22 protein-coding genes and 1 pseudogene are annotated in these 25,834 nt (G+C 69.7%); 8 read left to right on the top strand and 15 right to left on the bottom strand.

Annotated elements, in window-relative coordinates; translation table 11 throughout:
* Position 1 precedes the first annotated feature (1 nt).
* Entirely contained in the window at positions 2-1,447 is a 1,446-nt protein-coding gene (locus tag ABD357_RS35990; RefSeq protein ID WP_344395462.1) for an MFS transporter, read from the bottom strand.
* A gap of 113 nt (positions 1,448-1,560) precedes the next feature.
* Here ABD357_RS35990 and dusB point away from each other — a divergent pair, with 113 nt between their 5' ends.
* The gene (gene dusB, locus ABD357_RS35985; protein ID WP_344395461.1) at positions 1,561-2,715 is read left to right on the top strand and encodes a tRNA dihydrouridine synthase DusB; all 1,155 of its coding nucleotides are present in this window, start codon (positions 1,561-1,563) and stop codon (positions 2,713-2,715) included.
* 259 nt (positions 2,716-2,974) lie between these two features.
* Here dusB and ABD357_RS35980 read toward each other — a convergent pair whose 3' ends face one another.
* From ABD357_RS35980 to ABD357_RS35965, 4 genes are all read right to left on the bottom strand, one after another.
* Positions 2,975-3,316 carry a hypothetical protein gene (locus ABD357_RS35980; RefSeq protein ID WP_344395460.1) on the bottom strand — a complete coding sequence of 114 codons (342 nt, stop codon included), beginning with the start codon at positions 3,314-3,316 and terminating at the stop codon, positions 2,975-2,977.
* Positions 3,317-4,097: 781 nt separating this feature from the next.
* Positions 4,098-4,859, bottom strand: a complete 762-nt coding sequence (locus ABD357_RS35975) for a transposase (RefSeq protein ID WP_344395458.1) — start codon at positions 4,857-4,859, stop codon at positions 4,098-4,100.
* 229 nt (positions 4,860-5,088) lie between these two features.
* Positions 5,089-7,026, bottom strand: a complete 1,938-nt coding sequence (locus ABD357_RS35970; RefSeq protein WP_344395457.1) for an amylo-alpha-1,6-glucosidase — start codon at positions 7,024-7,026, stop codon at positions 5,089-5,091.
* Positions 7,023-8,576, bottom strand: a complete 1,554-nt coding sequence (locus tag ABD357_RS35965; protein WP_425585149.1) for an MGH1-like glycoside hydrolase domain-containing protein — start codon at positions 8,574-8,576, stop codon at positions 7,023-7,025. The genes ABD357_RS35970 and ABD357_RS35965 overlap by 4 nt, the downstream gene beginning before the upstream one ends.
* A 146-nt stretch (positions 8,577-8,722) precedes the next feature.
* Between ABD357_RS35965 and ABD357_RS35960 the strand changes: the two genes are divergently transcribed.
* Together ABD357_RS35960 and ppdK are read left to right on the top strand one after the other, a co-directional pair.
* Complete coding sequence (locus ABD357_RS35960) at positions 8,723-9,940, top strand: ROK family protein (protein ID WP_344395456.1); 1,218 nt, start codon at positions 8,723-8,725, stop codon at positions 9,938-9,940.
* Between the two features lie 405 nt (positions 9,941-10,345).
* A complete protein-coding gene (ppdK, locus tag ABD357_RS35955; RefSeq protein WP_344395455.1) occupies positions 10,346-13,096 on the top strand; it encodes a pyruvate, phosphate dikinase in 2,751 nt (916 codons plus the stop codon).
* Positions 13,097-13,225: 129 nt separating this feature from the next.
* On the opposite strand, the gene ABD357_RS35950 is transcribed toward ppdK, so the two are convergent.
* Positions 13,226-13,681, bottom strand: coding sequence for an alpha/beta fold hydrolase (locus ABD357_RS35950; RefSeq protein WP_344395453.1), 456 nt, complete (start codon positions 13,679-13,681; stop codon positions 13,226-13,228).
* A gap of 90 nt (positions 13,682-13,771) precedes the next feature.
* Between ABD357_RS35950 and ABD357_RS45035 the strand changes: the two are divergent.
* From ABD357_RS45035 to ABD357_RS35935, 3 genes and pseudogenes are all read left to right on the top strand, one after another.
* Positions 13,772-14,203: pseudogene (locus ABD357_RS45035) on the top strand (helix-turn-helix transcriptional regulator); the annotation flags it as partial.
* Between the two features lie 139 nt (positions 14,204-14,342).
* Positions 14,343-14,615: a WYL domain-containing protein gene (locus ABD357_RS45030; RefSeq protein WP_344395452.1), complete on the top strand. Its 273-nt coding sequence runs from the start codon at positions 14,343-14,345 to the stop codon at positions 14,613-14,615.
* A 172-nt stretch (positions 14,616-14,787) separates the two neighbouring features.
* Positions 14,788-15,396 (top strand): GOLPH3/VPS74 family protein, encoded by a 609-nt coding sequence (locus tag ABD357_RS35935; protein WP_344395451.1) that lies wholly within the window; start codon positions 14,788-14,790, stop codon positions 15,394-15,396.
* A 162-nt stretch (positions 15,397-15,558) separates the two neighbouring features.
* Here ABD357_RS35935 and ABD357_RS35930 read toward each other — a convergent pair whose 3' ends face one another.
* The 6 genes from ABD357_RS35930 to ABD357_RS35905 form a co-directional block, all read right to left on the bottom strand.
* The gene (locus ABD357_RS35930) at positions 15,559-15,852 is read right to left on the bottom strand and encodes a DUF6510 family protein (protein WP_344395450.1); all 294 of its coding nucleotides are present in this window, start codon (positions 15,850-15,852) and stop codon (positions 15,559-15,561) included.
* A gap of 1 nt (position 15,853) precedes the next feature.
* A complete protein-coding gene (locus ABD357_RS35925) occupies positions 15,854-16,609 on the bottom strand; it encodes a ferredoxin reductase (protein ID WP_344395449.1) in 756 nt (251 codons plus the stop codon).
* Positions 16,579-17,178, bottom strand: coding sequence for a sulfite oxidase-like oxidoreductase (locus ABD357_RS35920; protein ID WP_344395448.1), 600 nt, complete (start codon positions 17,176-17,178; stop codon positions 16,579-16,581). Before ABD357_RS35920 ends, ABD357_RS35925 begins: the two co-directional genes overlap by 31 nt.
* A 56-nt stretch (positions 17,179-17,234) precedes the next feature.
* Complete coding sequence (locus tag ABD357_RS35915; protein WP_344395447.1) at positions 17,235-17,423, bottom strand: hypothetical protein; 189 nt, start codon at positions 17,421-17,423, stop codon at positions 17,235-17,237.
* 48 nt (positions 17,424-17,471) lie between these two features.
* Complete coding sequence (locus ABD357_RS35910) at positions 17,472-17,909, bottom strand: LAETG motif-containing sortase-dependent surface protein (protein WP_344395446.1); 438 nt, start codon at positions 17,907-17,909, stop codon at positions 17,472-17,474.
* A gap of 218 nt (positions 17,910-18,127) precedes the next feature.
* A complete protein-coding gene (locus tag ABD357_RS35905) occupies positions 18,128-18,463 on the bottom strand; it encodes a hypothetical protein (RefSeq protein ID WP_344395444.1) in 336 nt (111 codons plus the stop codon).
* A gap of 194 nt (positions 18,464-18,657) precedes the next feature.
* Here ABD357_RS35905 and ABD357_RS35900 point away from each other — a divergent pair, with 194 nt between their 5' ends.
* Both ABD357_RS35900 and ABD357_RS35895 read left to right on the top strand, forming a co-directional pair.
* A complete protein-coding gene (locus tag ABD357_RS35900; protein WP_344395443.1) occupies positions 18,658-19,899 on the top strand; it encodes an RNA-guided endonuclease InsQ/TnpB family protein in 1,242 nt (413 codons plus the stop codon).
* Positions 19,900-20,216: 317 nt separating this feature from the next.
* On the top strand, positions 20,217-21,143 hold the full coding sequence (locus tag ABD357_RS35895) for an oxidoreductase (protein ID WP_344395442.1): 927 nt from the start codon (positions 20,217-20,219) through the stop codon (positions 21,141-21,143).
* A gap of 60 nt (positions 21,144-21,203) precedes the next feature.
* On the opposite strand, the gene nirD is transcribed toward ABD357_RS35895, so the two are convergent.
* The 3 genes from nirD to ABD357_RS35880 are packed head-to-tail and all read right to left on the bottom strand — an operon-like array spanning position 21,204 to position 25,392.
* The gene (gene nirD, locus ABD357_RS35890; RefSeq protein ID WP_344395441.1) at positions 21,204-21,563 is read right to left on the bottom strand and encodes a nitrite reductase small subunit NirD; all 360 of its coding nucleotides are present in this window, start codon (positions 21,561-21,563) and stop codon (positions 21,204-21,206) included.
* Positions 21,560-24,178: a nitrite reductase large subunit NirB gene (nirB, locus tag ABD357_RS35885; protein ID WP_344395440.1), complete on the bottom strand. Its 2,619-nt coding sequence runs from the start codon at positions 24,176-24,178 to the stop codon at positions 21,560-21,562. The genes nirD and nirB overlap by 4 nt, the downstream gene beginning before the upstream one ends.
* Entirely contained in the window at positions 24,178-25,392 is a 1,215-nt protein-coding gene (locus tag ABD357_RS35880; protein ID WP_344395439.1) for an NAD(P)/FAD-dependent oxidoreductase, read from the bottom strand. The genes nirB and ABD357_RS35880 overlap by 1 nt, the downstream gene beginning before the upstream one ends.
* Positions 25,393-25,834: the final 442 nt, after the last annotated feature.

The raw sequence follows: 25,834 nt of genomic DNA, 5'->3' as shown, positions 1-25,834 counted from the left end.
TTCAGGCCAGTACGTCCGCCTGCTCCCTGACCTCCGCCGACTCCAGCCGCTCCGCCGTGCGTTCGGCCGTGCGGCGGGCCCAGCGGCCGCTCGTCAGGGCGCCGACGAGCAGGACCGAGAGGCCGCAGGCCGCGATGATCCACCAGCCGGGGTGGGCGGCCGAGACGAAGACCTCGCGGTACGGGGACGAGCCCACACCCGCCGCCAGTACGGCGCCGATCACGGCGACGCCCAGGGTCTGGCCGATCTGGCGGCTGGTGGAGGCGACCGCGGCGGCGACACCGGCCTGGGCGCGGGGCATTCCGGAGACGGCGGTGTTGGTGATGGGCGCGTTGACGAAGCCGAAGCCGAGGCCGAAGAGGACGTATCCGATGACGAGCGTCACGTTCGACGTCTCGGCCTCGAAGGCGGCGAAGAACACCCCGCTCGCGGTCATCGCCACCCCGGCGACCAGGAGGGAGAGGCGAGGGCCGCGGCTGCCGACCAGACGGCCGGACAACGGGGCGGACACGAAGGTCAGGGCCGCCATCGGGAGCATCCACAGGCCCGCGCTCAGGGCGGTGAGCCCGCGTACGTTCTGCAGATAGAGCGTCGAGAGGAAGAGGAAGCCGCCGAGCGCCGCGAACGCGCTGATCGCCACGACCGTGGCCCCGCTGAACGGCGCCGAACGGAAGAAGCGCAGATCGATGAGGGGTTCGGCACGGCGCGGCTCGTACCACAGGAGGCTCAGCAGGGCGGCCAGGGCGAGGGCGCCGAAGGCGATGACCGTGGGGACGCCCGAGTGGGGGGCCTCGATGATCGCGTACGTCAGGGAGCCGAGCAGCGCGATCACCAGGAGCTGGCCGACCGGGTCGGGGCGGCGGGCCTTCGGGGCGCGGGACTCGGGGACGTACCGGAGGGTGAGCAGGAGTGCGGCCAGGCCCACCGGGAGGTTGATCCAGAAGATCGAGCGCCAGCCGACCGAGTCCACGAGCAGGCCGCCGATCAGAGGGCCGGCCGCCATCGATATGCCGACGACACCGCCCCACACCCCGATCGCCCGGGCGCGCTCGCGCGGGTCCGTGAACGTGTTGGTGATGATCGACATCGCGACCGGGTTGAGCATCGAACCTCCCACCGCCTGCACCATCCTGAAGGCGATGAGCGATTCGAGGTTCGGCGCGAGGGAACACAGCACCGAGCCGATCGTGAAGACGACCAGGCCCGCCATGAAGACCCGCTTGCGGCCGATACGGTCGGCCGTCGACCCCGCGAGCATCAAGAGCGAGGCGAGCACCAGCGTGTAGGCGTCGATCGTCCACTGGAGGCCGGACGTGCTCGCGTGCAGTTCGCGCTGCATCGAGGGCAGCGCGACGTTCAGCACGGTGTTGTCGAGGCTCACGATCAGCAAGCTCATACAGCAGATCGCGAGGACCAGCATGCGTCGGCGGTGGCTGAGCTCGGGCATTTCTCCAGAGTACGCGATGTCGGTAGTGCGCCTAACTAACGATCGGGGTTCATCGTCGTGGTCGCGGCCGAAGGCTGTGGCTCGCGCTCGTCGGCGTACGGGACAATGGGGCCATGCCCACGCCCACACCTCTCCTGAACTCCACGCTGTCGATCGGCCCGCACCCGGTGCAGCCGCCCGTCGTCCTCGCCCCCATGGCCGGGATCACGAACGCGCCGTTCCGCACGCTGTGCAGGGAGTTCACCGGTGGCAAGGGCTTGTTCGTCAGCGAGATGATCACGACACGGGCGCTGGTCGAACGCAATGAGAAGACCATGCAGCTGATCCACTTCGACGCCTCGGAGACTCCGCGCTCGATCCAGCTGTACGGGGTCGACCCGGCGACCGTCGGCAAGGCCGTCCGCATGATCGCGGAGGAGGACCTCGCCGACCACATCGACCTCAACTTCGGCTGCCCGGTTCCGAAGGTGACGCGCAAGGGCGGCGGCTCGGCCCTCCCGTACAAGCGCAACCTGCTGCGCGCGATCCTGCGCGAGGCGGTGAGCGGCGCGGGGGACCTGCCGGTCACGATGAAGATGCGCAAGGGCATCGACGACGACCACATCACGTACCTGGACGCGGGCCGGATCGCCGTGGAGGAGGGCGTGACGGCGATCGCCCTCCACGGCCGGACGGCCGCGCAGCACTACGGAGGCACGGCGGACTGGGACGCGATCGCCCGCCTCAAGGAGCACGTGCCGGAGATTCCCGTCCTCGGCAACGGCGACATCTGGTCGGCCGACGACGCGCTGCGGATGGTGCGGGTGACTGGTTGTGACGGCGTGGTGGTCGGGCGGGGTTGCCTCGGTCGGCCGTGGTTGTTCTCGGATCTGGTGGCGGCGTTCGAGGGCCGTACGGCCGATTACGCCCGTCCGGCCCTGCGTGAGGTGGCGACGGTCATGGTCCGCCACGCGACCCTGCTCGGGGAGTGGATCGGCGACGAGACTCGCGGAGTCATCGACTTCCGCAAGCACGTGGCCTGGTACCTGAAGGGTTTCGCGGTCGGCTCGGAGATGCGCAAGCGCTTGGCGATCACGTCATCCCTGTCCGAACTCCGTTCCGGCCTCGAGGAGTTGGACTTGGACCAGCCGTGGCCGACGGGCGCGGACGGCCCTCGTGGCCGCACGTCCGGCAACAACAGGGTTGTCCTGCCGGACGGTTGGCTGAAGGACCCGTACGACTGTGCCGGGATCGGTGAGGACGCGGAGTTGGACACGTCCGGGGGTTGAGTGTTGGCTGCGGGCGAGTGGGGGCTGGTCGCGCAGTTCCCCGCGCCCCTGAGTAGGTGACTCTGTCGGGGATCTTGGAGTTGCCAAGGTCAGCTGCCCAGGGTTCGCCAGCCCAACCCGGCGCTCTCTCCGGCACAGAGCGCCGGGAAACCGGCATCTCACCCAGGAGTTGGCCTTTCGACACCCGCCACACGGGCCATGCCGCGTACGGCCCCCCAATCGATCGCGGGTGAGGCCGTATGCGGCATGAAGTTCAAAATCAGGTCGTGTGCCAGTCCCCCAGGTACCATCCGGTGCCCCCACCAGCATTCTGGTAGAGCCTCACCTTCGTGACCGTCACTCCGCTCGGAGCCGTCCCCTTCCCGCACCCGGCTGCGGACCCGTTACCGTCCTTGATCGTCCCGGTCTTACCGTCCGACCGCTTGTACTCCGCCCAGAACCCGAGCCCGTCGGGCTCCTCGTCGCACACGGTCAGCGTGCGGTGATTGCTGCTTATGTAGGCCGTCCCGCAGTTCCTCAGCTTCGAGGCTCCGCAAGCAGGCCAGTCCCATTCATCCGCATGCGCGTGGGCAGCGGTACCGCTCCCCAAGATGGTGGCCACAGCAGCAGCACTGACAACGGCAATTGAACGCTTTCGCAACGTTCCCCCTACCTACGTGGTCTCAGGGCCGGCGGCCCTTCCCTCGAAGGGAGCGTAGAAAGATCCAATAGCGACAACAACCTACAAAGTCATAGGGTTACTGCATGACGCTGTCAGGGATCTTGAGTGAGCGTGCTCGGGTGCCCTTGGTGGCGGTGCGTCGTTCCGGGAACGTGCTGTCCGAACGGCTTGAATCAGAAGCTGTGGAATCCCCTTGCCGATGACGTAGAAGGCGTCCCTGACCGGCGGGATGATGGAACGGCTGGCCTCGGTGCGAGGGGAGGGTTCGGCCATCGGCTTCGAAAAAACGGTGTTCTTCTGCTGCTCGGGCTGCGACTTGATCAGCACCCCGAGTTCTGGTGCCTTCTCCGCGACGGCGGACCGCCATGAAATCGACTGGTCCGCGCCTGCGCTCGTGACCTGCATGTTTTGTTGACGGGAGTCACAGATCTGGCGGCGGGACGTTCTGGACCTGGACGCGGAATCGGAGTGTCCGCGCTGCCATCACCGGACGGCGTGTCCTCGCGCGGCGGACCGGGTGCAGTGCGCGCAGTGCAAGCTCGTTGCTGAAGGTCCGCATGCGGACCCCGAACGCCGCGCGTAGCGTCACGACGTCGAGCTGGCGACAGCCCGCAGGAGATGGGAGGCGGTCATGGAGGCCAGGCTCCGTGATGTCTGACCGCCGTCCCCTGGTTCAGCGCAGGGGCGTCGGGCCGGCTCAGCCGACGGGCTTCCGGATCGGTCAGGTTTTCCCCGCCGTGCGCCATGCGGATGGCCTTGGGATGCGCTGCCAGTCGAGGAAGCTCTGGAGCGCGGTGGGTGTTCGGGGCTGGCGTTCTGTCACGGGGGCCGTGAGCTCCGCGTTGACGCGTTCGATGTTGACGGCGATGGCGGTGAGGACGTGCTGGACGTGGGACTTCGCCTGGCTCCGGTAGCGGGCTTGTCGCATGCCGTGGCCGTTGACGAATTCGTTGACCGTACTCTCGACGCTGGCACGCATCGCGTAGTTCGCCTTCCACTCGCCGGTCTTTTGTGCGGCCCGGGCGGCAGCCTGCCGTTCGTAGAGCTGCTGCGGCAGGAAGGTCAACGCCCGTCGCTCGCTGCGGGTGCAGCTGGACTTGACCGGGCACTTGCCGCAGTCCTCCTTGGAAAACCTGACGTTGACATACGGAGTGATCGCCGGGGGCGTCGTCCACTGCCGGCTCAGCTTGCCCTGCGGGCATACGACGTGCTGCCGCTCCCAGTCGATGGTGAAGGCGTCACGGTCGAAGACGTTGCCCTTGCGTGACTGGCGGGTGCGTTTCTGCCGGACCGGTCCCACGAGAGTGATCCCGTGCTTGCGGTCCACTTGGTCCTGCTCCACGACCGAGGTGTATCCGCCGTCGACCAGGTGCTCGCCGGGCAGCAGGTTCCGCTGCGCCAGCCGGTTGTGGATGGCGGGCAGGGCCCTGCCCTGCGTACCTACAACGTTCCAGGGTGCTCCGCCGCTTATCCGAGCTGTCACATCGCCACAAGCCCGACAGTTCCTCTCCCCGGCCCGCCCGGTGCCCTTGGACACCACGCCAGCGTAGAACTGAAGGCTACTCAGGTCCGGGGATCAGAAACACGTACTGAAAGACAGGGTTGCGCCCCGGTCTTTCAGGGGCGCAGCTCCTGTTTTTGAGGGGCGCGGGCAACTGCGCGACCAACCACACACGACCCGCACCCGCGAACCGACAGACAGCCCCGAGCTCTTAGGCGCCCCCAACAGCCGTCAGCAAGGCCAAAGGAGCCGCAGCTGACCGAGACTCCCGCACGCACGCGTGCGGATAAGGCACCGGCTCCCCCCGATGGGCATCGCGGGCATACCCCGCGAGGACCTCCGGGAGCCGGCTCCCGGAAGCCGTCGCCGCGTCGACCAGCGCATGGGCGACCGCCCGAGCCTCGTCATGCAACCCATACCGCGCCAACCCCAACGCGATCAACGCGTTGTCATGCGGCCACACAGACCCCCGGTGATACGACAGCGGATGGTATGCGGCCTGGCCGGAGGCCACCGTCCGCACTCCCCACCCGGAGAAGAAGTCCGGCTCCAGCAGCCGCCGCCCCACCAACTCGCCGTACTCCTTGTCCAACAGCCCCGACCACAGCAGATGCCCGGCGTCGGAGGCCAGCGCGTCCACCTGGTTGCCGTCACCGTCCAACGCCAGCGCGGGGAAGGCGCGTTCAGGCATCCAGAAGTCCCGCTGGAAGCGGTCACGGAGGTCGCCCGCCGCCTGCTCCAGCAGCGCCGCGTACACCTCGTCCTCCCACACTGTGCGCGACAGGTGCGCGGTGCGGCGCAGGGCGTCGTACGCGTACCCCTGCGCACCCGCGGCCATCACCGGGCCGGTGGCGCGGCTGCCGTCGGCGGAGCAGATGGCGCCGGGGGAGTCCTTCCAGTTCTGGTTGGCGAGACCGCCCTCGTCGGCGCGGTAGACGAGGTAGCCGCGTGAGGTGAGGCCACCGTGGTCCAGCATCCAGCCGATCGCCGCACGGGCGTGCGGCTCGAGGCGGCGGGCCGTCGCGACATCGCCGGTCTGCTCGACGTACGCGCCGAGCAGCACGAGGAACAGCGGCGTGGCGTCGACCGAGCCGTAGTAACACCCGTACGGCACCTGCCCGAAGTGCGCCAGCTCCCCGTGCCGTACCTCGTGCACGATCTTGCCCGGCTGGGCCACCGCGCCGGTGCCGGTCGCGGTCGCCTGGGCCGCCGCGAGCGCGGGCAGGGTGGCGGCGGCGAGCTGGGGGCGGTAGGGCAGCGCGAAGAGGGAGGTGAGGAGCGCGTCGCGGCCGAGCAGCGTCAGGAACCAGGGGACTCCGGCCGCCGGGACGCGAAGTTCCTCTCCGTCGGGTCCCGTTGCCGGAACCTGGAGGACGGCCAGGTCGGCGAGGCCCCGCTCGCAGGCCGCGGCCAGCTCCGGCCAGCCCGTCGGGAAGGGCACGCCCTCGGTGAACTCGTCCTCCAGCGCGCCGAGTTGCTCGTTCGCGGCGGACGGGGAGGCCGGCACCTCCGGGTGCGGCGTGCCGTGCGGGCGGGCCGCGACCCTCAGGGTCAGCTCTTCGGAACCGTGCGGTTCCAGGTCGAGGGCCCAGACCAGGCGACGGGCGCCCGTACCCGTCTCCTCGACGCTGTCAGGCGCGGGCTCGGCGGTGACCGTCGTAGAAGAACGCCATTCGCCACGCCGGTAGCTGAACTCCACGCCGTCGTCCAGGATTTCGCGGGAGCGGACGGCGCCGGTCTTGGCGTACGTACGGTGGTCGGAGCGCAGCTCGAACTGGTCCGAGAAGTCGGCGTCCGCGGTGACCGCGATCCGGACCGTCGTCGGCACCGGGCGGTTGCTGGTGACGCGCAGCGCCTCGACGAACGCGCCGTCGGCGACGGCCTGTTCACGGAAGAGCGTGTACGCGGGCGGCTCCTGGCGGCCCCCGCGTGGTACGAGAACGCAGCGCGCCGCGTCGCCGTCCGCGACCGGAGACAGCAACTCGGGCACCGCGCCGTCGACGGTCAGCTGCCAGCGGCTCAGATGCCGGGCGTCTCGTACGAACAGCCCGTCCGGGGAGCCGCCGCCGCGCACTCCGCTGATGTCCCCGCCGTCGCCCACGGCCGCGAACGTCCCACCGTGCACAAGCAGATGCTGCCGCTCCGTCATACCTGGTTCCCTCCCTTGGCACCCTTGCCGATCTCTTCGCCTGCGCGGACCGCACCCTGTGCCGTGTTGTGTGCCGGGCCCGGCGGCTCGTGCTGGTGGTCGTGGTCGTGCAGCAGGTCGAGCGTCAGCGCGGCGGTCCAGCTGAAGCCGGGCGCTCCGCAGGCCTCGCCGCTGTACGGGGTCACGTACTCCGCGAATCCCGACGCGCCCGCCGTGTCGAGCAGCGCGCTGCGCAGGCCGTCCGCGAGGGCCTGCTCCCCGTGCAGCCTGAGGCCCCGCTCCAGCATCCAGTTGGTGTTGAACCAGGCCGGGCCTCGCCAGTACCGGTGCGGATCGAAGGCCTCGCCGGTCAGGTCGTAACTCGGTACGAGCCGGGTGGCGCCGCCGAGCCCGAAGTGCGGGCCGCGCAGGGTCCGTACGAGGCTGTCGGCGACGTCACGGGGCAGGGCGGGCAGGAGCAGCGGGACGAGTCCGGCCACGCCGCGCTCGGGGATGAGCTCCCCGGTCAGTACGTCCCGGCAGAAGAACATCCCCTCCGCCGGCTCCCACAGCCGCTCCACCAGCGCCGCCGTCAGCCGCTCGGCCCGTGCGCGGCGTGCCGTGGCCGTGGCGCCCAGCTCGCGGGCGATCCGGGCCAGCGCGTACTCGGAGGCGATCAGAAGCGCGTTGAACGCCGGGTCCTCGACCGCGAACCGGCCCTCTCCGGCCCCGTGCCTCCCGCCCGGCCCATCCCTGTACCCACGGTCCCGGTAGTCGCTCGCCAGCGCCACATACCGCCCGTAGTCCAGATCCGTCGGCCGGTCCGAGGCGGCCCCGTGGTCCAGGTCGGCGCGGCGGAAGGTGCGGGGCGGGGCGGGCGTGACGCGACTGAGCGGGGCGTCCCAGGCCGGGGCGTTGTCCATGCCCTGTTCCCAAGGGTGGACCACGGAGGCCAGGCCCCCGCCGCCCAGGTCCCGGCGGTGCAGCAGATAGCGGTGCCAGGCCGCGAGCTGCGGATAGAGGCGGGACAGGAAGCCGCGGGCCCGTGACAGGCCAGGGTCGGCGACATGCACCAGCCAGGCGGCGAGCGCGTGAACCGGTGGCTGCACGATGCCCGACGTCTGTACGGTGCGCGGGGCGCCCGCGGCGCGTCCCGCGGTGGAGGAGCGCCAGAAGTCGGGGCTCGGGAAGTACGCATCCAGCGGGACGGAGGGATTGAAGACGATGTGCGGAATCCGGCCGTCGCCCCACTGCGCGTCCAGGAGCGTCTCCAACTCGACCTGCGCCCTGAGCGGCGACAGATGGCGCAGCCCGATCGCGATGAACGCCGAGTCCCAGGACCACTGGTGGGGATACAGGCCGCGCGAGGGCACCGTGGACGTCCCGGTCCAGTTGTCGTGCAGCACCCGGGCGGCCCTCAGGTGCAGCGAGCGCACGGCGGGGCCCGGATCGTATACGGCCGTCCCGGAATGGCCGATCTCACCCTGGCCGGAAAATGGGGGTGAGGCCGGGGTGCGTACGGGCTCCGGGTGTCCGGTGCGGCGGGCGGTGAGCTGGGTCGAGCGGTTCACTCGGGTCTCCACGAAGACGTATGTCCGGCCAGTTCGGCTGTAGCTACCGTAGGGTTACGTCTATTTAACACGCAAAACTCAATATGTAATGCAGAGTTGAGGAACGCAAGAGGGTGTGCATGACCGGGAACGCCGGGAGGACCGGTATGGCAGGAAGGGCCGGAAGGGCGGCGGGCCAGGCGAGCGCCGGCGAGCTGCTGGCGCTGGTGCGCAGCGGGCGGGCCACCACGCGCGGTGCCTTGCAGCAGGTCACGGGCCTGTCCCGGGCCACGGTGGGCCAGCGCCTCGACCGGCTCTTCAGGGCGGGCTGGCTGCGCGAGGGTGCCGCGGGCCCGGTGGACTCGCCGCTCGGTGGCCGGCCCTCGGTCCGACTTGAGTTCGACGACTCACATGCCGTCGTCCTGGCTGCCGACCTCGACACCCGGCACGCGCGCACCGCGGTCCTCTCGCTCAGTGGCGAGCTGCTGGCCGAGCACACGGGATCGCTGCTCATCGAGGACGGCCCGGACCTGGTGCTCGGCGAACTCGGCCGCTGGTTCGGCGAGCTGCTGGAGAAGGCGGGACACCGGGCGCAGGAGGTGTGCGGGATCGGGCTCTCCGTGCCGGGGCCGGTCGACAGCGACACCGGCCGCGTCGTCCAGCCGCCGATGATGCCCGGCTGGGACGGCTACGACATAAGAGCCCGACTGGCCCGCTCCTTCGCCGAGCACACGGACGCCGAATCCGTCCCCGTGCTGGTGGACAACGACGCCAACCTCATGGCGTACGGCGAACAGCGCACCGCCTACCCGGACTGCTCGGCCTTCGTCCTGATCAAGGTCTCCACCGGCATCGGTGCGGGCGTCGTCGTCGGCGGCACGATCTACCGGGGCATAGACGGGGGTGCCGGGGACATCGGGCACATACGGGTCCCGGAGGGCGCCGACGCCTTGTGCAAGTGCGGTTCGTACGGGTGTCTCGCCGCCGTCGCCAGTGGCGGCGCCGTGGCGCGGCGGCTCGCGGAGACCGGGGTGCCGGCTTCCTCCGGCTCAGATGTGCGGGATCTGCTGACCGCCGGGCATCCGGGGGCGGCGGCGCTCGCGCGGGACGCCGGGCGGCTGGTCGGTGACGTACTGGCGACCGTGGTGACGCTGCTCAACCCCGGGGTGCTGATGATCGCCGGAGATCTGGCCGGAACTCCGTTCCTCACGGGCGTGCGCGAGCTGCTCTACCAGCGCGCCCTGCCCCGCTCCACCGCTCACCTGGACGTGGTCACCTCACGGCTCGGGGAGCGGGCGGGCCTGGTGGGGGCGGGGCTGCTGGTGGTGGAGCACCTGTATGCGCCCGAGCGGGCGGAGGGGCGACTGCTGGCGATGGGTGTGTGACATCCGCATTACGGTCCGCGTACGCGTCCGCATGGTGAAATCCGGCCGCTCCAATCGGCGTGATTCTTGCCACCCTTGATAAGGGTTGCGCTCAGATGAGCGGATCTTGGGCCATTGCACTTCTCCAAGGGGTGGCACTCAGTGCCACCCCTTGATCGTTCACGGTATGAACTCACACGTACGGGGTGCCGCTCATGTGAGCGCTTTAGCGGGTTTACGGGCGTCGACTCGTTCGGAAAGTGAAAACATCGACCTCCGACTCATTGCCAGGTCTTGACTTGCGATCTGTTGGCGGACGAGCGGTTACGGCCGCATGACGCGCAAGTGGACGTACCGAGGTACCTTCGATCTGGGTATGTTCCTCGCCGTCAGGGCAGCCAACGCGTCCTCGAGGAGTCGAGATCCGTGTCGGAAAACAAAGATCCCCACGTAACTGGTAGCGGCGACGGTGTTGTCGGCGGAGCGAAGTTTGTTTACGACTTCACCGAGGGCAACAAAGACCTCAAGGACCTTCTCGGCGGCAAGGGCGCGAACCTCGCCGAGATGACCAACCTGGGCCTTCCCGTCCCGCCGGGCTTCACGATCACCACCGAGGCGTGCAAGACGTACCTCGAAAGCGGCACGGAGCCCGCGGCACTGCGTGACGAGGTCACTGCGCACCTCGACGCCCTCGAAGCGCAGATGGGCAAGAAGCTCGGGCAGGCCGATAACCCCCTGCTCGTATCAGTCCGTTCAGGGGCGAAGTTCTCCATGCCGGGCATGATGGACACCGTCCTGAACATCGGGCTCTCCGACAAGTCGGTCCAGGGCCTGGCCAAGCAGGCCGGTGACGAGCGCTTCGCCTGGGACTCGTACCGCAGGCTCATCCAGATGTTCGGCAAGACCGTCCTCGGCGTCGAGGGCGAACTCTTCGAGGACGCGCTGGAGGCGGCGAAGGCGGCCAAGAAGGTCACGGTCGACACCGAGCTGGAAGCGGCCGACCTGAAGAAGCTCGTCACCAAGTTCAAGAAGATCGTCAAGACCGAGGCCGGGCGCGACTTCCCGCAGGACCCGCGCGAGCAGATGGACCTCGCCATCCACGCGGTCTTCGACTCCTGGAACACCGACCGCGCGAAGCTCTACCGCCGCCAGGAGCGCATCCCGCACGACCTCGGCACGGCCGTCAACGTCTGCTCGATGGTCTTCGGCAACCTCGGCCCGGACTCGGGCACGGGCGTCGCCTTCACCCGCGACCCCGCCAGCGGCCACCAGGGCGTGTACGGCGACTACCTGCAGAACGCGCAGGGCGAGGACGTGGTCGCCGGCATCCGCAACACGGTCCCGCTCGCCGATCTGGAGAAGATCGACAAGAAGTCGTACGACCAGCTGATGCAGATCATGGAGACCCTGGAGAACCACTACAAGGATCTCTGCGACATCGAATTCACCATCGAGCGCGGCCAGTTGTGGATGCTCCAGACGCGCGTCGGCAAGCGGACGGCGGGCGCGGCCTTCCGCATCGCGACCCAGCTGGTGGACCAGGGGCTGATCGACGAGGCGGAGGCGCTTCAGCGCGTCAACGGCGCCCAGTTGGCCCAGCTGATGTTCCCGCGCTTCGACGAGGACACGAAGGTCGAGACGGTCGGCCGGGGCATCGCGGCGTCGCCGGGTGCGGCGGTCGGCAAGGCGGTCTTCGACTCGTACACGGCGGTGAAGTGGTCGCGTTCGGGCGAGAAGGTGATCCTGGTCCGCCGCGAGACGAACCCGGACGACCTGGACGGCATGATCGCGGCGGAGGGCATCCTGACCTCGCGCGGCGGCAAGACCTCGCACGCGGCTGTGGTGGCGCGCGGCATGGGCAAGACCTGTGTGTGCGGTGCCGAGGAGCTCGAGGTCGACACCAAGCGGCGCCGGATGACGGTGCCGGGCGGGCATGTGGTGGAGGAGGGCGACCTCATCTCCATCGACGGGTCGAGCGGCAAGGTGTACCTCGGTGAGGTGCCCGTGGTCCCGTCCCCGGTCGTGGAGTACTTCGAGGGCCGGATGCACGCGGGCGCCCAGGACGCCGACGAACTGGTCGAGGCCGTACACCGGATCATGGCGTTCGCCGACCGCAAGCGTCGCCTGCGGGTGCGCGCCAACGCGGACAACGCCGAGGACGCGATGCGCGCCCGTCGCTTCGGCGCGCAGGGCATCGGCCTGTGCCGCACGGAGCACATGTTCCTCGGTGACCGTCGTGAGCTGGTCGAGCGCCTCATCCTGGCCGACACGGAGGCCGAGCGCGAGGAGTCGCTGAAGGAACTGCTCCCGCTCCAGAAGCAGGACTTCGTGGAGCTGTTCTCGGCGATGGACGGCCTGCCGGTGACGATCCGTCTCCTCGACCCGCCGCTGCACGAGTTCCTGCCCGACATCACAGAGCTCTCGGTCCGGGTCGCCCTGGCCGAGTCCCGCCAGGAACCCCACGAGAACGAACTCCGCCTCCTCCAGGCGGTGCACCGCCTGCACGAGCAGAACCCGATGCTGGGGCTCAGGGGTGTGAGGTTGGGCCTGGTCATCCCCGGCCTGTTCACCATGCAGGTACGGGCGATCGCGGAGGCCGCGGCGGAGCGGAAGTCGGCGAAGGGCGACCCGAGGGCCGAGATCATGATCCCGCTGGTCGGCACGGTCCAGGAGCTGGAGATCGTCCGCGAGGAGGCCGACCAGGTCGTCGCCGAGGTCGAGGCGGCGACGGGCACGGAACTGAAGCTGGCGATCGGCACGATGATCGAACTGCCGCGGGCCGCGCTGACGGCGGGCCAGATCGCGGAGGCGGCCGAGTTCTTCAGCTTCGGCACGAACGACCTGACCCAGACCGTGTGGGGCTTCAGCCGCGACGACGTGGAAGCCTCCTTCTTCACGGCTTACCTGGAGAAGGGCATCTTCGGCGTCTCCCCGTTCGAGACGATCGACAAGGACGGCGTCGGCTCCCTGGTGAAGCTCGCCGCCGAGGCCGGCCGCGCCACCCGCCCCGACCTGAAACTCGGCGTCTGCGGTGAGCACGGCGGCGACCCGGAGTCGGTCCACTTCTTCCACGAGGTGGGTCTGGACTACGTATCCTGCTCGCCGTTCCGGATCCCCGTGGCCCGCCTGGAGGCCGGCCGCGCGGCGTCCACGTCGAAGGGCAGCGACCACCGCTGATCCTGTCCCGGACTCCGGAGCCGTCGTCGGTCACCCCGACCCTCACCGACGCGATGGCGGCTCCGGTGCGTGAAAGGAGAGGGGCGGCGCCTGTGCGGAGGCGCCGCCCTCTCGGCGCGACGGCCGAGGTCAGCGCACCGTACGGAAGAACGCGCGGATGTCATCGACCAGCAGGTCCGGGGCCTCCATCGCCAGGAAGTGGCCTCCGCGGTCGAGTTCGGTCCACCGTACGATGTTGTGGTCGCGTTCGGCCCAGGGGCGGACGGCCACGTCGTGGGCGGTCAAGAGGACCGCGGTGGGTACGGTGCCGCGCCCGCTGTCGTCCCACGTGGCGGCGGAGATCTCCTCGTAGTAGATCTGGGCGGCCGAGGCGGCGGTGGCGGTGAACCAGTACAGGGAGATGCCGGTCAGCATGTGGTCACGGTCGACGCTGTCCTCCGGCAGTCCCCCCTCGGGGAAGCTGAGCTCCTGGAACTTCTCGACGATCCAGGCCAGTTGGCCGACGGGGGAGTCGGTGAGGGCGTAGCCGACCGTCTGCGGGCGCTTGGAGTTGCACTGCAGGTAGCCGTCGTTGAAGTTCTGCATCCGGTCCCAGCGCCGCTGCTCGGCCCACGGCTACGACACCGGCGCCTGGGTCGCCTCGGCGATGGGCAAACACGCACGCTCCGCCGTGACGTGGAGCGGCTGCGCGAACTCGGCTACCCGGTGCAGGCCACCCGGGGAACCGTTGGTTACCGGCTCGGTGCCGGGGCCACGCTGCCGCCGCTGCTGCTTGACGACGACGAGGCCGTCGCCGTCGTGGTCGGCCTGCGCACGGCGGCCGGTGGATCGGTCGCCGGAATCGAGGAGTCCTCGCTGCGCGCGCTGACCAAGCTGGAGCAGGTGCTGCCCGCACGGCTGCGCTACCGGGTGAACACCCTGCACGCCGCGACCGTCCGGGCGGGTGAGGCTCCGGCCCCCAAGGTCTCCCCGGACGTCCTCATGGCCGTTGCCGAGGCGTGCCGCCGGCACGAGTGGCTGCGGTTCGACTACACCGACGCCCGCGGCAAGGGCGGAATCCGCTCGGTGGAGCCGCACAGCCTGGTGAGCTTCGGCCGCCACTGGTACCTGGTCGCCTGGGACACCGACCGCGCCGACTGGCGCACCTTCCGCGTCGACCGGCTCACCCCGCGCACGCCGACCGGCCCGCGCTTCACGCCCCGGGAAGTCCCCCACGGGGACGTGGCCACGTTATCTCGCCCACCAATTGTCCGCGCAGGCATGGCCGTTCAGGGCCACCGTCACCCTGCACGAGTCCGCCGCAGCGGTCGCCGACCGCGTCTGGCCCGGCATGGGCGTCCTCGAACCCCTCGACGACCACAGCTGCCTGCTGCACCTGGGCGCCGACAATCCCCGCGACCTCGCCTGGATGATCACCTCGGTCGACGCCGACTTCTCCCTGACGGAGGCCCCGCCCGAACTCGCCGAGGCCTTGCGCGCCCAGGCCGTTCGCTGTCTGACCGCCGTACGAGAGACGTGACGCCTCCTCCGACGAGGGGGTCGGGGGTGACGAAATGCCAGGGTCTGCTCACCTGGGGTGCGGCTGTCGTCCTCGCTCCGTAGGCTCGTACGGAGTGTTGCCGGCGGGCCGAGGTACACCTGGTGCACCGCGTCGCTCGCCTCCAGCTCCCTGAGGTGAGGTGGAGTCATTCATGACCACGCCGCGGGACCTTTTGATCATCGCCATGGACGTGGCGGCCAGTCGTGCCCCGGAGCGAGGCGATCTGTCACTGGCGCTGGCGGGTGCCGAGCTGATCGACCTCCTGGATGCCCGAGCCATCACTCTGGCCGGTGATCACATCGTGCCGGGTGACCGGCATGCCGTTGCCGATCGGATGTTGGACGAGGCGGTGTCGTCGCTCGCGCGACAAGCGCCGTACGACTCGGTCGACGACTGGCTGTGGCGCAGGGGCCGCGACCTGTCTGCGGCCTATCTGGCCGCGCTTGAAGCGGCAGGGCAGCTCAGTCGGCAACGTCACCGCCGCTGGATGATCTTCCAGCCCACTCACGTGGTGCTGGTGGATTCGCCCGCACGCCGCCACGCGGCTAACCGCTATGCATCGGGTGAGCCCATCATCGCCGCCCTCGCGGCGGCCGTCGGGATCGGCGACAAGCCGACGGGAGAGTCACCGAGCGTGGCCGACGATGCCGTGGCGACAGTGCTCGCCGCCGTCCATGACGCGGTAAGGGGTCTGGAGGCCGAACGGCAGCGGCGAGCCCTCGACGACGCGGCCTTCGACAACATCTGGCGGGGTGAATAGGAACCCGCTGGGCGCACTCTGCAGCCGAGTCCTGGCCAAGGGAGTGTTCGCCGGCAGGCCGCCACGACGGGGCCACCGTGGTGGCCGGCCACCAGGGCTCCCGACCGCGAGATCACGGGGAGCGCCGCCCGGAAGGAGCGGTCCCCGGTCCGTTCTGAGCGGTCAGGTGCCGAGGGGGAAGGTGAGGGCGACGGTGCCGCGGAGGTCGAGCCAGGCTTTGTCGGGGCTGCGGACGAGGCGGAGGATCACGTGGTCGCAGTCGGGGCAGCGGCCGACGTATCCCGGGGCGTGCGCGTAGACGTGCAGCCGCGCCAGAGGCCAGTTGCTGCCGCAGCCGGTGCAGCGGCCGAGAGCGGTGGTCGGGTCGACCGCGAAGATTTCGGAGAGGGGCCCGGCCAGGGCGTTGCCGTCCTCATGCTGGCCGGTGTAAGGGTCCTCGTCGGGGTTGTGGGGCATTTCATCCTCCACTGGGGCCGAAACGTTCGGTGCGGATACGGTCAGGGGCGTGGCCCAGGGCTACCAGCAGGTCGGCGGCGTTTTCGACGAAGCCGGTGGGCCCGCAGACGTAGCAGGTGGGTTCGAAATCCGGCGGCCACCCGGCGCGAGTGAGGTCTGCTGGGGTGAGGCGCCCGGCGGGTCTTGGCCACTGCGGTGGGGTGGAGCGGGTGTAGAGGTACGTCTTGTCGAGGCCGGGATCGTCCCGTCTCAACTCCGGTGCGTAGAGCTGGTCCGCGGGTGTGCGCACGGAGTACACCAGCCGGAAGGGCGTGCGGCTGCCGGCCGCGCGGCGGTGGCGGATCATCGCCATCAGCGGCACCAGGCCGGAGCCGCCGGCCACGAGCAGGACCGGTTCCTTCTGCTCGGGGCGCCACACGAACCAGCCGCCGACCGGTCCGCGCAGTTCCACCAGGTCTCCGACCGCGAGTTCGTCCGTCAGGTACGGGGACACCTCGCCGTCGGTGACGCGCTGCACGGTCAGCTCGATGCGCTCGCCGTCCGGCGCGGATGCCAGGGAGTAGCTGCGCTGTGTGCTGTAGCCGTCCTCGGCGGTGAGCCGCACATCGACATGCTGGCCCGCCTGATGCCCCGGCCAGCCGGGTACGTCGAAGACCAGGGTGCGCGCGGCGGGGGACTCGGGGCGCCGTTCGGCCAGCCGGGCCGTCTTCCAGCGCAGCCGGTCGCCTAGTCGCCCTGGTACCGCTGCTCGCGCCATGGGTCCCCGTAGTCGTGGTAGCCGGCGCTCTCCCAGAAGCCCGGTTCGTCCTCGAGGAGCAGGTGGATCCCGCGCACCCACTTCGCGGACTTCCACAGATACAGGTGCGGGACCAGCAGCCTGGCCGGGCCGCCGTGCTCGGGCGCCAGCTCCTCCCCGTCGTAGCGGTAGGCGATCCACGCCTTCCCGTCGAGCAGGTCCTCCAGGGGCAGGTTGGTCGTGTAGCCACCGTAGGAGTGGACGAGCGCGAATTCGGCAGCGGTCTCCACGTCCTCCAGCAGGACATCCAGGGAGACTCCCTGCCACTCGGTGGCGAACTTGGACCACTTCGTGACGCAGTGCAGGTCCACCGTCGGCGTCTGGCTGGGCAACGCCATGAACTGAGCCCAGTCCCAGCTGTGCCGCGCGCCCGTCTCGGTGCGGATGGTGAACTCCCACGCGTCACGGTCGACCCTCGGCGTGGGCCCGGCGGACAGTACCGGGAAGTCGGTGGTCTCGTACTGCCCGGGAGGCAGTTTATGGTGCGTATCGCCTGGTCGGCCGCGGAATCCGCGCGAAACGACGGCCATGCTGTGCCGCCCTTCTCCGAAGGTGCACTACCCGCCATTGTTTATGACATGGCCCATCAGAGCATCTGGCGGAGGAAGAAGCGATACGGCGGCACACGCAGGGCGCCAGGTGCTCCAACCCGGGCCTGCTCCCGGGTCAGCGGAAAGACGGACTCTCGCCGGGCACCGAGTCGTACCAGTAGCTCCCCCGGCGCGAGTTCCTCGCAAAAGATGATGCTGTAGCCGAAGGGATACGTCTCGAACACCCGGCGGAGTCAGTCAGTCATTCCGTCGTCCTGTCAGGCGACCACAGGTCAGCGGGTCGTACGGCGCTTGCGGGCCGCCAGCAGTACGCCGCCGCCGGCGAGCAGGACGGCCGCGCCGCCGCCCGCGAGATAGGGGGTCGCGCTGCTGCCGCCCGTCGCGGCCAGGTCGGTGCCCTGGTCGCCCGCGGTGCCGTCCGCGCCGTTGGACTCGTCGGCTCCGGCGCTCTCGTCCTCGTCGCCGGTGTTCCTGTCCTCGGCCGGGACGAAGTCCGCGGGCGGCTGGTCGCAGCCGAGGCCGTCACCGTCGCGGTCGAGGCGTTTCGCATAGTGCTCGTCGGTGGCGGGGATGTTGGAGTGCCCGTTGGCGTACGCCTCGGTGCAGTTCTTGAACGGGTGATCGCCGTCATGGGCCTCGGCCGTGGCCGGCAGGGCGGCCAGTGCCAGGGCGGTGACGACCACGGCGGCAGGTCTGCGGAACAGGTTCATGGAGAGCCCCCAGATATGTGCGGATATCCGTACGCGTGATCACGAAGTGGCGATCGAGCGGATTTGAGGTGATCAACGTATTGAGGGGCTGTCGGTGCGGAGGCGATATGAAGGACCTGTGATGCGAACGTGACGTGACTGGAAGGTAGCTCTCCGCTCATAGGGTGGGGCTTTGTAAACCTCGGGGCGTGCGAAAACCGCCGCGTTCAACCCGAGAATCAGCCGGAGAACCTTCTCGCCAGCTCCCGGTGCCACCGCGCGGCCTCGGCCGCCTGGTCGCCGGTGATGACCGCGCCGGGCATCCGGCTCAGGCGTTCGGCCTGGTCGGCGAAGCGCAGATGTTCCCGGTGGGCGTGTTCCCGGCAGGCGAGGCAGGTGACGCGTTCCGGGTGGGGAGAGGTCATCGCGTACGGCACCCGGCGTGCGCAACCGGTGGTGACGACGCTCGGCGCGTCGGGCACGCGGCCAAGCGTCGACGCGATCGTGTTGCGGTAGGCGGCGCCGGCCTGCGCCACTTTCTCCTCGACGTGGATGTGCGGATCGGTCTCGTCCATGTACGTCCCCACCTCCGCTTCCGAGTCATCGGGCGCCAGGCTACGGGAGCGGCATGGAGGCAGGAGGTGACGGGCGTGGAGCTGCCTGGACTGCACCCTGGGGCCGGGAAATGCTCACTCTGCCCCGAGCCGGGTGAGGTGGGAACGAATGTTCCCGATGTGCACGTGCGTGGGACGCTCGTACGATCGGCGGCATGCAGCTCCGGTACAGCTTTCGCCTGTACCCGGAGCCCGGTCAGGCCCGTGCGCTGACGCGGGCGTTCGGGTGCGCCCGCGTCGTCTACAACGACGCCGTGCGTGCCCGCCGCGACGCCCACGCCAACGGTCGGCCGTACCCCTCGCTGGGTCTGCTGTCTCGCGCTCTGGTCACTGAGGCGAAGCATCGCCCGGAGCGGGCCTGGCTGGGGGAGGTGTCCGCAGTGGTGCTTCAGCAGTCCCTGCGCGACGCCGAGGCCGCCTACCGCAACTTCTTCGCCTCCAGGAAGGGCACCCGCAAGGGCCCCAGGGTCGAGGCGCCGCGTATGAAGTCGCGAAAGGACAAGCGGGCCGCGATCCGGTTCACCGCCAACGCCCGTTGGTCGATCACTGACGGCGGTCGCCTCAACCTGCCGAAGGTCGGGGCGGTGAAGGTCGCCTGGTCTGGGCGCCTGCCCGCCATCCCCTCCAGCGTCACGGTGATCAACGACAGTGCCGGCAGGTACTTTGCGTCGTTCGTCATCGACACCGACCCGGCCGCTGACGCGGAGCTGATGCCTGCCACCGGTCAGGTCATCGGCATCGACCTCGGCCTCACCCACTTCGCCGTCCTCTCGGGCGGCACGAAGATCGACTCGCCGAGGTTCCTGCGCCGGGCGGAGAAGAAGCTGAAGAAGGCACAGCGGCAGTTGTCCCGCAAGCAGAAAGGATCGAAGAACCGGGCCAAGGCCCGTCTGAAGGTCGCCCACGCCCACGCACAAGTAGCCGATGCCCGCCGCGAGTTCCATCACCAGTTGTCCACTCGTCTGATCCGTGAGAACCAAGTGGTCGCAGTGGAGGACCTGGCGGTGAACGCACTCACAAGCACCCGGCCGGCGAAATCGGTCCACGACGCGGGCTGGGGCACCTTCGTGAACATGTTGGCCTACAAGGCGGCCCGGTACGGGCGCGCTCTGATTCGGGTCGACCGGTACGAGCCGACCAGCCAGGTCTGCTCCACCTGCGGTGTTAAGGGCGGACCCAAACCCCTGGACGTCCGCGAGTGGACGTGTGCCGCCTGCGGCACGGTCCACGACCGCGACGTCAACGCCGCACAGCATGTCAAGATGGCCGCCGGACTGGCGGTATCAGCCTGCGGAGCGCCGGTAAGACCAGGAGTAATCCCGGCACAGCGCGAAGAAACAGGAAGCCACGGAATCCCTACCAGTGACCGGGCCGCCAAGCGGCACAGCCACCGGTAGGGACGGCCGGAATCCCCACTCTCCAGGTGGGGAGCATGTCAAAACACCGAACTCATCGCCGCCGCCCGCTGCGGCGTGGTCCTGGCGGCGCTGCGGATGTCGCAGAAGGTCGTTCGGCAGCCTCTCCGAGAGGGCCCGCGCCAGGATCGAGTCGACACGGAACGCCCTCGGGTGTCCTCGCGGTGCCCCCCACCCCGGCGCGAGCCCCCCGGCCACCGACCACACCCTGAAGAAAAGCGGAACCATAGTTACCCTGAAACCGTACGTTTCGTGCGGGAGTTGAGAGGGTCCTCAGGGCACCGTGAGAGGGAGCCGTCATGGCCGGCTGGAGTATGCAGGACATCCCTGACCAGGGCGGGCGCATCGTCGTCGTGACCGGTGCCAACAGTGGGCTCGGGCTGGCCACCTCGCGGGAGCTGGCCCGGCGGGGGGCACATGTGGTGCTCGCCTGCCGGAGTGAGGAGCGGGGGGCCCACGCTCGGGACCGGATCGAGAGCGAAATCCGTGATGCTCAGGTCGAGTTGAGGGTTCTTGACCTCGGACGCCTGGAATCCGTACGGGAGTTCGCGGCCTCCTTCGGCCACGAACGGCTCGATCTGCTCATCAACAACGCGGGTGTGATGGCCTTGCCCCACGGGCGCACAGCGGACGGCTTCGAGACCCAGTTCGGGGTCAACCACCTCGGGCACTTCGCGCTCACCGGGCTTCTGCTGCCGCTGCTCCTGACGACGCCGGGTGCGCGGATCGTCACCGTGTCCAGCACCATGCACTCGGTGGCCAACATCGACATCAAGGACCTCAACAGCGAGCGCCGCTACAACCGTTGGCTCGCCTACTCCCGCTCCAAGACGGCCAACCTGCTCTTCACGCACGAACTCGCCCGCCGCCTCACCGCTACCGGCGCGGACGTCGTCGCGGCCGCCGCCCACCCCGGCTACGCGGCCACGAACCTGCAGACCAAGGGCCCCAGGATGGAGCGACGCAAGGCCGCCGAACTGTTCATGCGGACCGGCAACCGTTTCTTCGCCCAGTCCGCCGAATCCGGCGCCCTGCCCATCCTGTACGCGGCCACCGCGCCCGGCGTCGAACCCGACTCCTTCACCGGCCCCTCGTTCGCCAACTGGCGCGGCTCACCGGCCAAGTCCCGCCGTGCCAAGTGGACGCTCGACGACGCGGCGGGGGAACTGCTCTGGGCGGAATCGGAACGCCTCACGGGAGTGACGTACGACGCCCTCAAGGTCTGACAACAGCCATCTGACAACAGCCAGGGGCCGGCCAGGTTCAGGACGTACGCACCGTCAGCGTCAGGACGTACGCACCCCGTACGTCGCCACCCTCACCGTGTCGTCGTCCAGGCAGCGCCCGGTCTCCAGCTCGAAGCGCTGCTTGAGCAGGGGCGAGGCCACGAACGAGCGGCCCTGGTGGGAGCCGATGAGGCCGCGGGAGAGGACGGCGGCGCCGGTGAACGGGTCGCGGTTGTCGACGGCGTACAGGCGGCCCGCGCGGTCCTGGAAGAGGGCGACCTGGCGGCCGTCGGGGAGCAGGGCCGCCACCCCGCGGCCCGGCATCAGCGCGCTCATGTCGCAGACCGTGAACCAGTCGTCCGCCGTGTCGTCGACGCGAAGCTGGACCTTCAGGGTCGTCGTCTCGGGTGCGAGGGTCATCGCTGGGCGCTTCCTTCCAGGGGACGGGTGCCGATGGTCAGCAGCGGCAGGTCGGGCTTGATCTGGTCGCGCTCGGGGACGAAGCCGACGACGGGGTCGGGGGTGTCCGGCGCGTTCACGAAGGAGACGAAGCGGGACAGCTTCTCCGGGTCGTTGATGGTCTCGGCCCACTCGTCGCGGTAGTTCGCGACATGTGCGGCCATCAGGGACTCCAGCTCCTCGCAGATGCCCAGGGAGTCGTCCACGACGACATCGCGCACGTGGTCCAGGCCACCGGGGATCCGCTCCAGCCAGGTCGACGTGCGCTCGAGGCGGTCGGCCGTGCGGATGTAGAACATCAGGAAACGGTCGATCAGACGGATCAGTTCGGCGTCGGAGAGGTCCTGCGCGAGCAGGTCCGCGTGGCGCGGGGTGGCGCCGCCGTTGCCGGCCACGTACAGGTTCCAGCCGTTGGCCGTGGCGATCACGCCGAAGTCCTTCGACTGGGCCTCGGCGCACTCGCGCTGGCAGCCGGAGACCGCCGACTTCAGCTTGTGCGGGGAACGCAGCCCCCGGTAGCGCAGCTCCAGATCGATCGCCATGCGTACGGAGTCCTGGACGCCGTAGCGGCACCAGGTCTGGCCGACGCAGGACTTCACCGTACGCAGCGCCTTTCCGTACGCGTGTCCCGACTCGAAGCCCGCGTCCACCAACCGCGCCCAGATGAGGGGGAGTTGCTCGACGCGTGCGCCGAACATGTCGATGCGCTGGCCGCCGGTGATCTTCGTGTAGAGGCCGAAGTCGCGCGCCACCTCCCCGATCACGATGAGCTTCTCGGGGGTGATCTCCCCTCCCGGGATGCGCGGCACGATCGAGTACGAGCCGTTCTTCTGGAGGTTGGCGAGGAAGTGGTCGTTGCTGTCCTGCAGGGCTGCCTGGTCGCCGTCCAGGACATAGCCGCTCGCGCCGATCGTCGGGGCGAGGGAGGCGATGATCGAGCCCACGGCCGGCTTGCAGATCTCGCAGCCGTCGCCGCCTCGGGCGCCCTCACGGCCGTAACGGTCCAGCAGGTCCTGGTACTTGTTGATGCGCAGGGCGAGGACGATCTCGTACAGCTCCTCTCGGGTCTGCGAGAAGCAGCCGCACAGGCCCTTGTCGACCTCGACGCCGCTGGCCTCCAGCTCGGCGTTGACGAGCTGGCCGAGGACCTTGACGCAACTGCCGCAGCCCGTACCGGCCTTGGTGCACTTCTTGACCTCGGGCACCGTCGTGCACTGGTGGTCGGTGACCGCGCCGCGGATCGTGCACTTGGAGACGTTGTGGCAGGAGCAGATGACCGCCTCGTCGGGCAGCGCGGACGGGCCGAGCTGGGCGCCGCCGCCCGAGCCCGCCGGGAGCACCAGCTGCTCGGGGGAGACGGGCGGTACGGAACCGGTCAGGGCGCGCAGCGTGCCGTACGCATCCGCGTCGCCGACCAGGATGCCGCCGAGCAGCTCGCCGTCGCGACCGATGACCAGCTTCTTGTACGTGCCGGAGCGGGAGTCCGCGTACACGACGTCGAGGCAGTCCTCGGCCGTTCCGTGCGCGTCACCGAAGGAGGCCACGTCGACGCCGAGCAGCTTCAGCTTGGTCGACATGTCGGCGCCGGTGAACGACAACTGCTCAGACTCATCCGCCGCGATCGTCGCCGCCACCGTCTCGGCCTGCTCGTAACCGGGCGCCACCAGGCCGTACACCCGGCCGTCGGAGGCCAGCGCGCACTCGCCGATCGCGAAGACATGCGGGTCGGAGACCGTACGGCACTGCTCGTCGACCGTGATGCCGCCGCGCTCGCCGACCGTCAGGCCGCAGTCACGGGCCAGCTGGTCGCGGGGGCGGACACCGGCGCTGAACACCACCATGTCGGTGGCGAGTTCGGAACCGTCGGACAGCTTCATGCCCGTGACGGCGCCCGAGTCGTCGGTCACGATCTCCTGCGTGCCCACGCCCGTGTGGACGGACAGGCCCATGTCCGCGATGGTGCGCAGCAGGGCGGCGCCACCGCCCTCGTCGACCTGCACCGGCATCAGTCGGGGCGCGAACTCCACGATGTGGGCATTGAGTCCGAGACCCTTCAGCGCACCCGCGGCCTCCAGGCCGAGCAGACCGCCACCGACCACGGCACCGGTCGTCGCCTTCGACTTCGCGTACTCCTCGATCGCGAGCAGGTCCTCGATCGTGCGGTAGACGAAGCAGCCCTCGGCGTCCTTGTTCGGGACCGGCGGCACGAACGGGTACGAGCCGGTGGCGAGGACCAGGACGTCGTAGTCGACGACAAGACCGGAGCGGGCGGTCACCTTGCGGGACTCACGGTCGATGGTCTCGGCCGGGTCGCCGACGTACAGCTCGATGCCCTCCTTCTCGATGAACGCCATGTCGGTCATCGAGAGGTCCTCGGGCGTCTTGCCCGAGAAGTACGAGGTCAGCTGGACCCGGTCGTACGCGGGCCGCGGCTCCTCGCACAGCACGACCACGCGGTGCGTGGCGGTCAGGCCGCGCTCGGCGAGCGCTTCGAGGAAGCGCTGGCCGACCATGCCATGGCCGACGAGCACGATCGTGGGGCGGGGCCGGTCCCCAACAATTGCGGTCGTGGACATCAGGAGCCTCCATCGTTGGTAAGCAGGTGGAGCAGAGGGCCGGTCTCGGGGAGCGGCTCTGCTCCCTCCCAGGCGCGGGCGAGCGCGCCTACGGTGCCGAGTTCGCCGACGAGTACGCCGCCGACCACGCGGTCGTCGCGGACGACGACCTTGCGGTAGGTGCCGCGGGTCGCGTCGGCGAGCTGAATGACGTCGTCACCGGGCTGCGGGGTGGGCTCGCCGAAGGCGGCGAGGTCGAGCGGGGTGCCTGAGGCGAGGGTCAGCCGGGTGAGGGCGCGGGTGCCGGTGTAGCGCGCGGCGCTGTCGCCCGTCGCCAGCAGCTCGGCCAGCGCTTCGGCCTGTTCGATGGCGGGCGTCGCGAGACCGTAGACGGTGCCCGCGTGCTGCGCGCAGTCGCCGATCGCCCGGATGTGCGGGTCTGATGTACGCAGCTCGTCGTCGACGATGACGCCCTTGTGCACGGCGAGCCCCGCTTCCTGGGCCAGACCCACGCGCGGGTGCACGCCACAGGTCAGCACCACCAGGTCGGCGTCGAGCGCGTACCCGTCGGCCAGCTCGACCGAGCGGACGGCTCCGCCGACGCAGCGCACGTCCCGTACCCGGCACTCGGTGTGCACCTCGACGCCCAGGTCCTTCAGATGCCGGAGCACCAACTTCGAGGCGGACCGGTCGAGTTGGCGTTCCATCAGCCGCTCGGCCTGCTGCGCGAGCACGACCTGCGCGCCGCGCGCGGCGAGCGCGCGGGCGGCCGAGACGCCGAGCAGACCGCCGCCGATGACGACGGCGCGGGCGTCCGGGCGCACGGCCTTGGACAGCCCGAGGCAGTCGTCCATCGTGCGGAAGGCGTGGACGCCCTCCGGCAGCACGTGATCCGCGGTGAAGAGCCCCCGCAGCGGGGGAAGCTTCGCGTTCGACCCGGTCGCCAGGACCAGCGTGTCGTATGCGATCACCGAGCTGTCCGAGCAGTGCACCTCCCGCTGACCGCGGTCGATGCCGGTGACCCGGGCGCGGACCAGCTGTGCGGGCGCGGGCAGGGCGATCACGTCTGGGGCGTACCGTCCGGCCAGCACCTCGGCGAGCAGAACCCGGTTGTACGGGGTGTGTTCCTCCTCGCCGATGAGTACGGCGGGCAGCCCGAGCTCGCCGAGCCGCCGGGCGAGCCGTACGCCCGCGAGGCCGGCGCCGATCACCACCACACGCGTATTCGAGGTCATGGTGACGAGCGTGCGGTGCCGGTGTTACCCGGCCGCATCACAACTGTTTCCCCCCGGGAACGCTGCCCTCAGCGGGTTGCCTCCGGCGGTGTGAGGGTTGGGTTCGTTGTCGGCTGCGGGTTCGTTGTGGTTGCTCGCGCAGTTCCTCGCGCCCCTTGGGTGGGTGGTTGGGTGCGGGGCCGTGGGCCGGTGCGTCAGCCCGTCGCAGGCCGGGCATACGGCCCGGTGTTGGTACACGGTGCGGGTGACCTGAGCAGAACCTGAGCGACGGGCATACGACGCACCGGCCCACGTCCCCTCCCGCCGGTGGGAGACTGCGGGCAGTTGGGGGTGCGGGCTTCCCCGGGGCGCGGGAAGTCGCAGGCTTTGGCTTTTCAGGGGCGCGGGGCTGTGACATCAGCGGCTCCGCCGCGGGGCGCGACCAGCCACAGCGCACCCGCAG

The sequence above is a fragment of the Streptomyces vastus genome, assembly GCF_039532825.1.
Taxonomy (GTDB): domain Bacteria; phylum Actinomycetota; class Actinomycetes; order Streptomycetales; family Streptomycetaceae; genus Streptomyces; species Streptomyces vastus.
This window is presented reverse-complemented; position numbering and strand designations above follow the sequence as displayed.

What these genes read in the sequence shown, in the direction of transcription:
- ABD357_RS35990 (WP_344395462.1), bottom strand. Translation starts at nt 1,447, where the DNA reads ATGCCCGAGCTCAGCCACCGCCGACGCATGCTGGTCCTCGCGATCTGC.
- dusB (WP_344395461.1), top strand. Translation starts at nt 1,561, where the DNA reads ATGCCCACGCCCACACCTCTCCTGAACTCCACGCTGTCGATCGGCCCG.
- ABD357_RS35970 (WP_344395457.1), bottom strand. Translation starts at nt 7,026, where the DNA reads ATGACGGAGCGGCAGCATCTGCTTGTGCACGGTGGGACGTTCGCGGCC.
- ABD357_RS35960 (WP_344395456.1), top strand. Translation starts at nt 8,723, where the DNA reads ATGGCAGGAAGGGCCGGAAGGGCGGCGGGCCAGGCGAGCGCCGGCGAG.
- ABD357_RS35950 (WP_344395453.1), bottom strand. Translation starts at nt 13,681, where the DNA reads ATGCAGAACTTCAACGACGGCTACCTGCAGTGCAACTCCAAGCGCCCG.
- ABD357_RS35935 (WP_344395451.1), top strand. Translation starts at nt 14,788, where the DNA reads ATGACCACGCCGCGGGACCTTTTGATCATCGCCATGGACGTGGCGGCC.
- ABD357_RS35930 (WP_344395450.1), bottom strand. Translation starts at nt 15,852, where the DNA reads ATGCCCCACAACCCCGACGAGGACCCTTACACCGGCCAGCATGAGGAC.
- ABD357_RS35925 (WP_344395449.1), bottom strand. Translation starts at nt 16,609, where the DNA reads ATGGCGCGAGCAGCGGTACCAGGGCGACTAGGCGACCGGCTGCGCTGG.
- ABD357_RS35920 (WP_344395448.1), bottom strand. Translation starts at nt 17,178, where the DNA reads ATGGCCGTCGTTTCGCGCGGATTCCGCGGCCGACCAGGCGATACGCAC.
- ABD357_RS35910 (WP_344395446.1), bottom strand. Translation starts at nt 17,909, where the DNA reads ATGAACCTGTTCCGCAGACCTGCCGCCGTGGTCGTCACCGCCCTGGCA.
- ABD357_RS35905 (WP_344395444.1), bottom strand. Translation starts at nt 18,463, where the DNA reads ATGGACGAGACCGATCCGCACATCCACGTCGAGGAGAAAGTGGCGCAG.
- ABD357_RS35900 (WP_344395443.1), top strand. Translation starts at nt 18,658, where the DNA reads ATGCAGCTCCGGTACAGCTTTCGCCTGTACCCGGAGCCCGGTCAGGCC.
- ABD357_RS35895 (WP_344395442.1), top strand. Translation starts at nt 20,217, where the DNA reads ATGGCCGGCTGGAGTATGCAGGACATCCCTGACCAGGGCGGGCGCATC.
- nirD (WP_344395441.1), bottom strand. Translation starts at nt 21,563, where the DNA reads ATGACCCTCGCACCCGAGACGACGACCCTGAAGGTCCAGCTTCGCGTC.
- nirB (WP_344395440.1), bottom strand. Translation starts at nt 24,178, where the DNA reads ATGTCCACGACCGCAATTGTTGGGGACCGGCCCCGCCCCACGATCGTG.
- ABD357_RS35880 (WP_344395439.1), bottom strand. Translation starts at nt 25,392, where the DNA reads ATGACCTCGAATACGCGTGTGGTGGTGATCGGCGCCGGCCTCGCGGGC.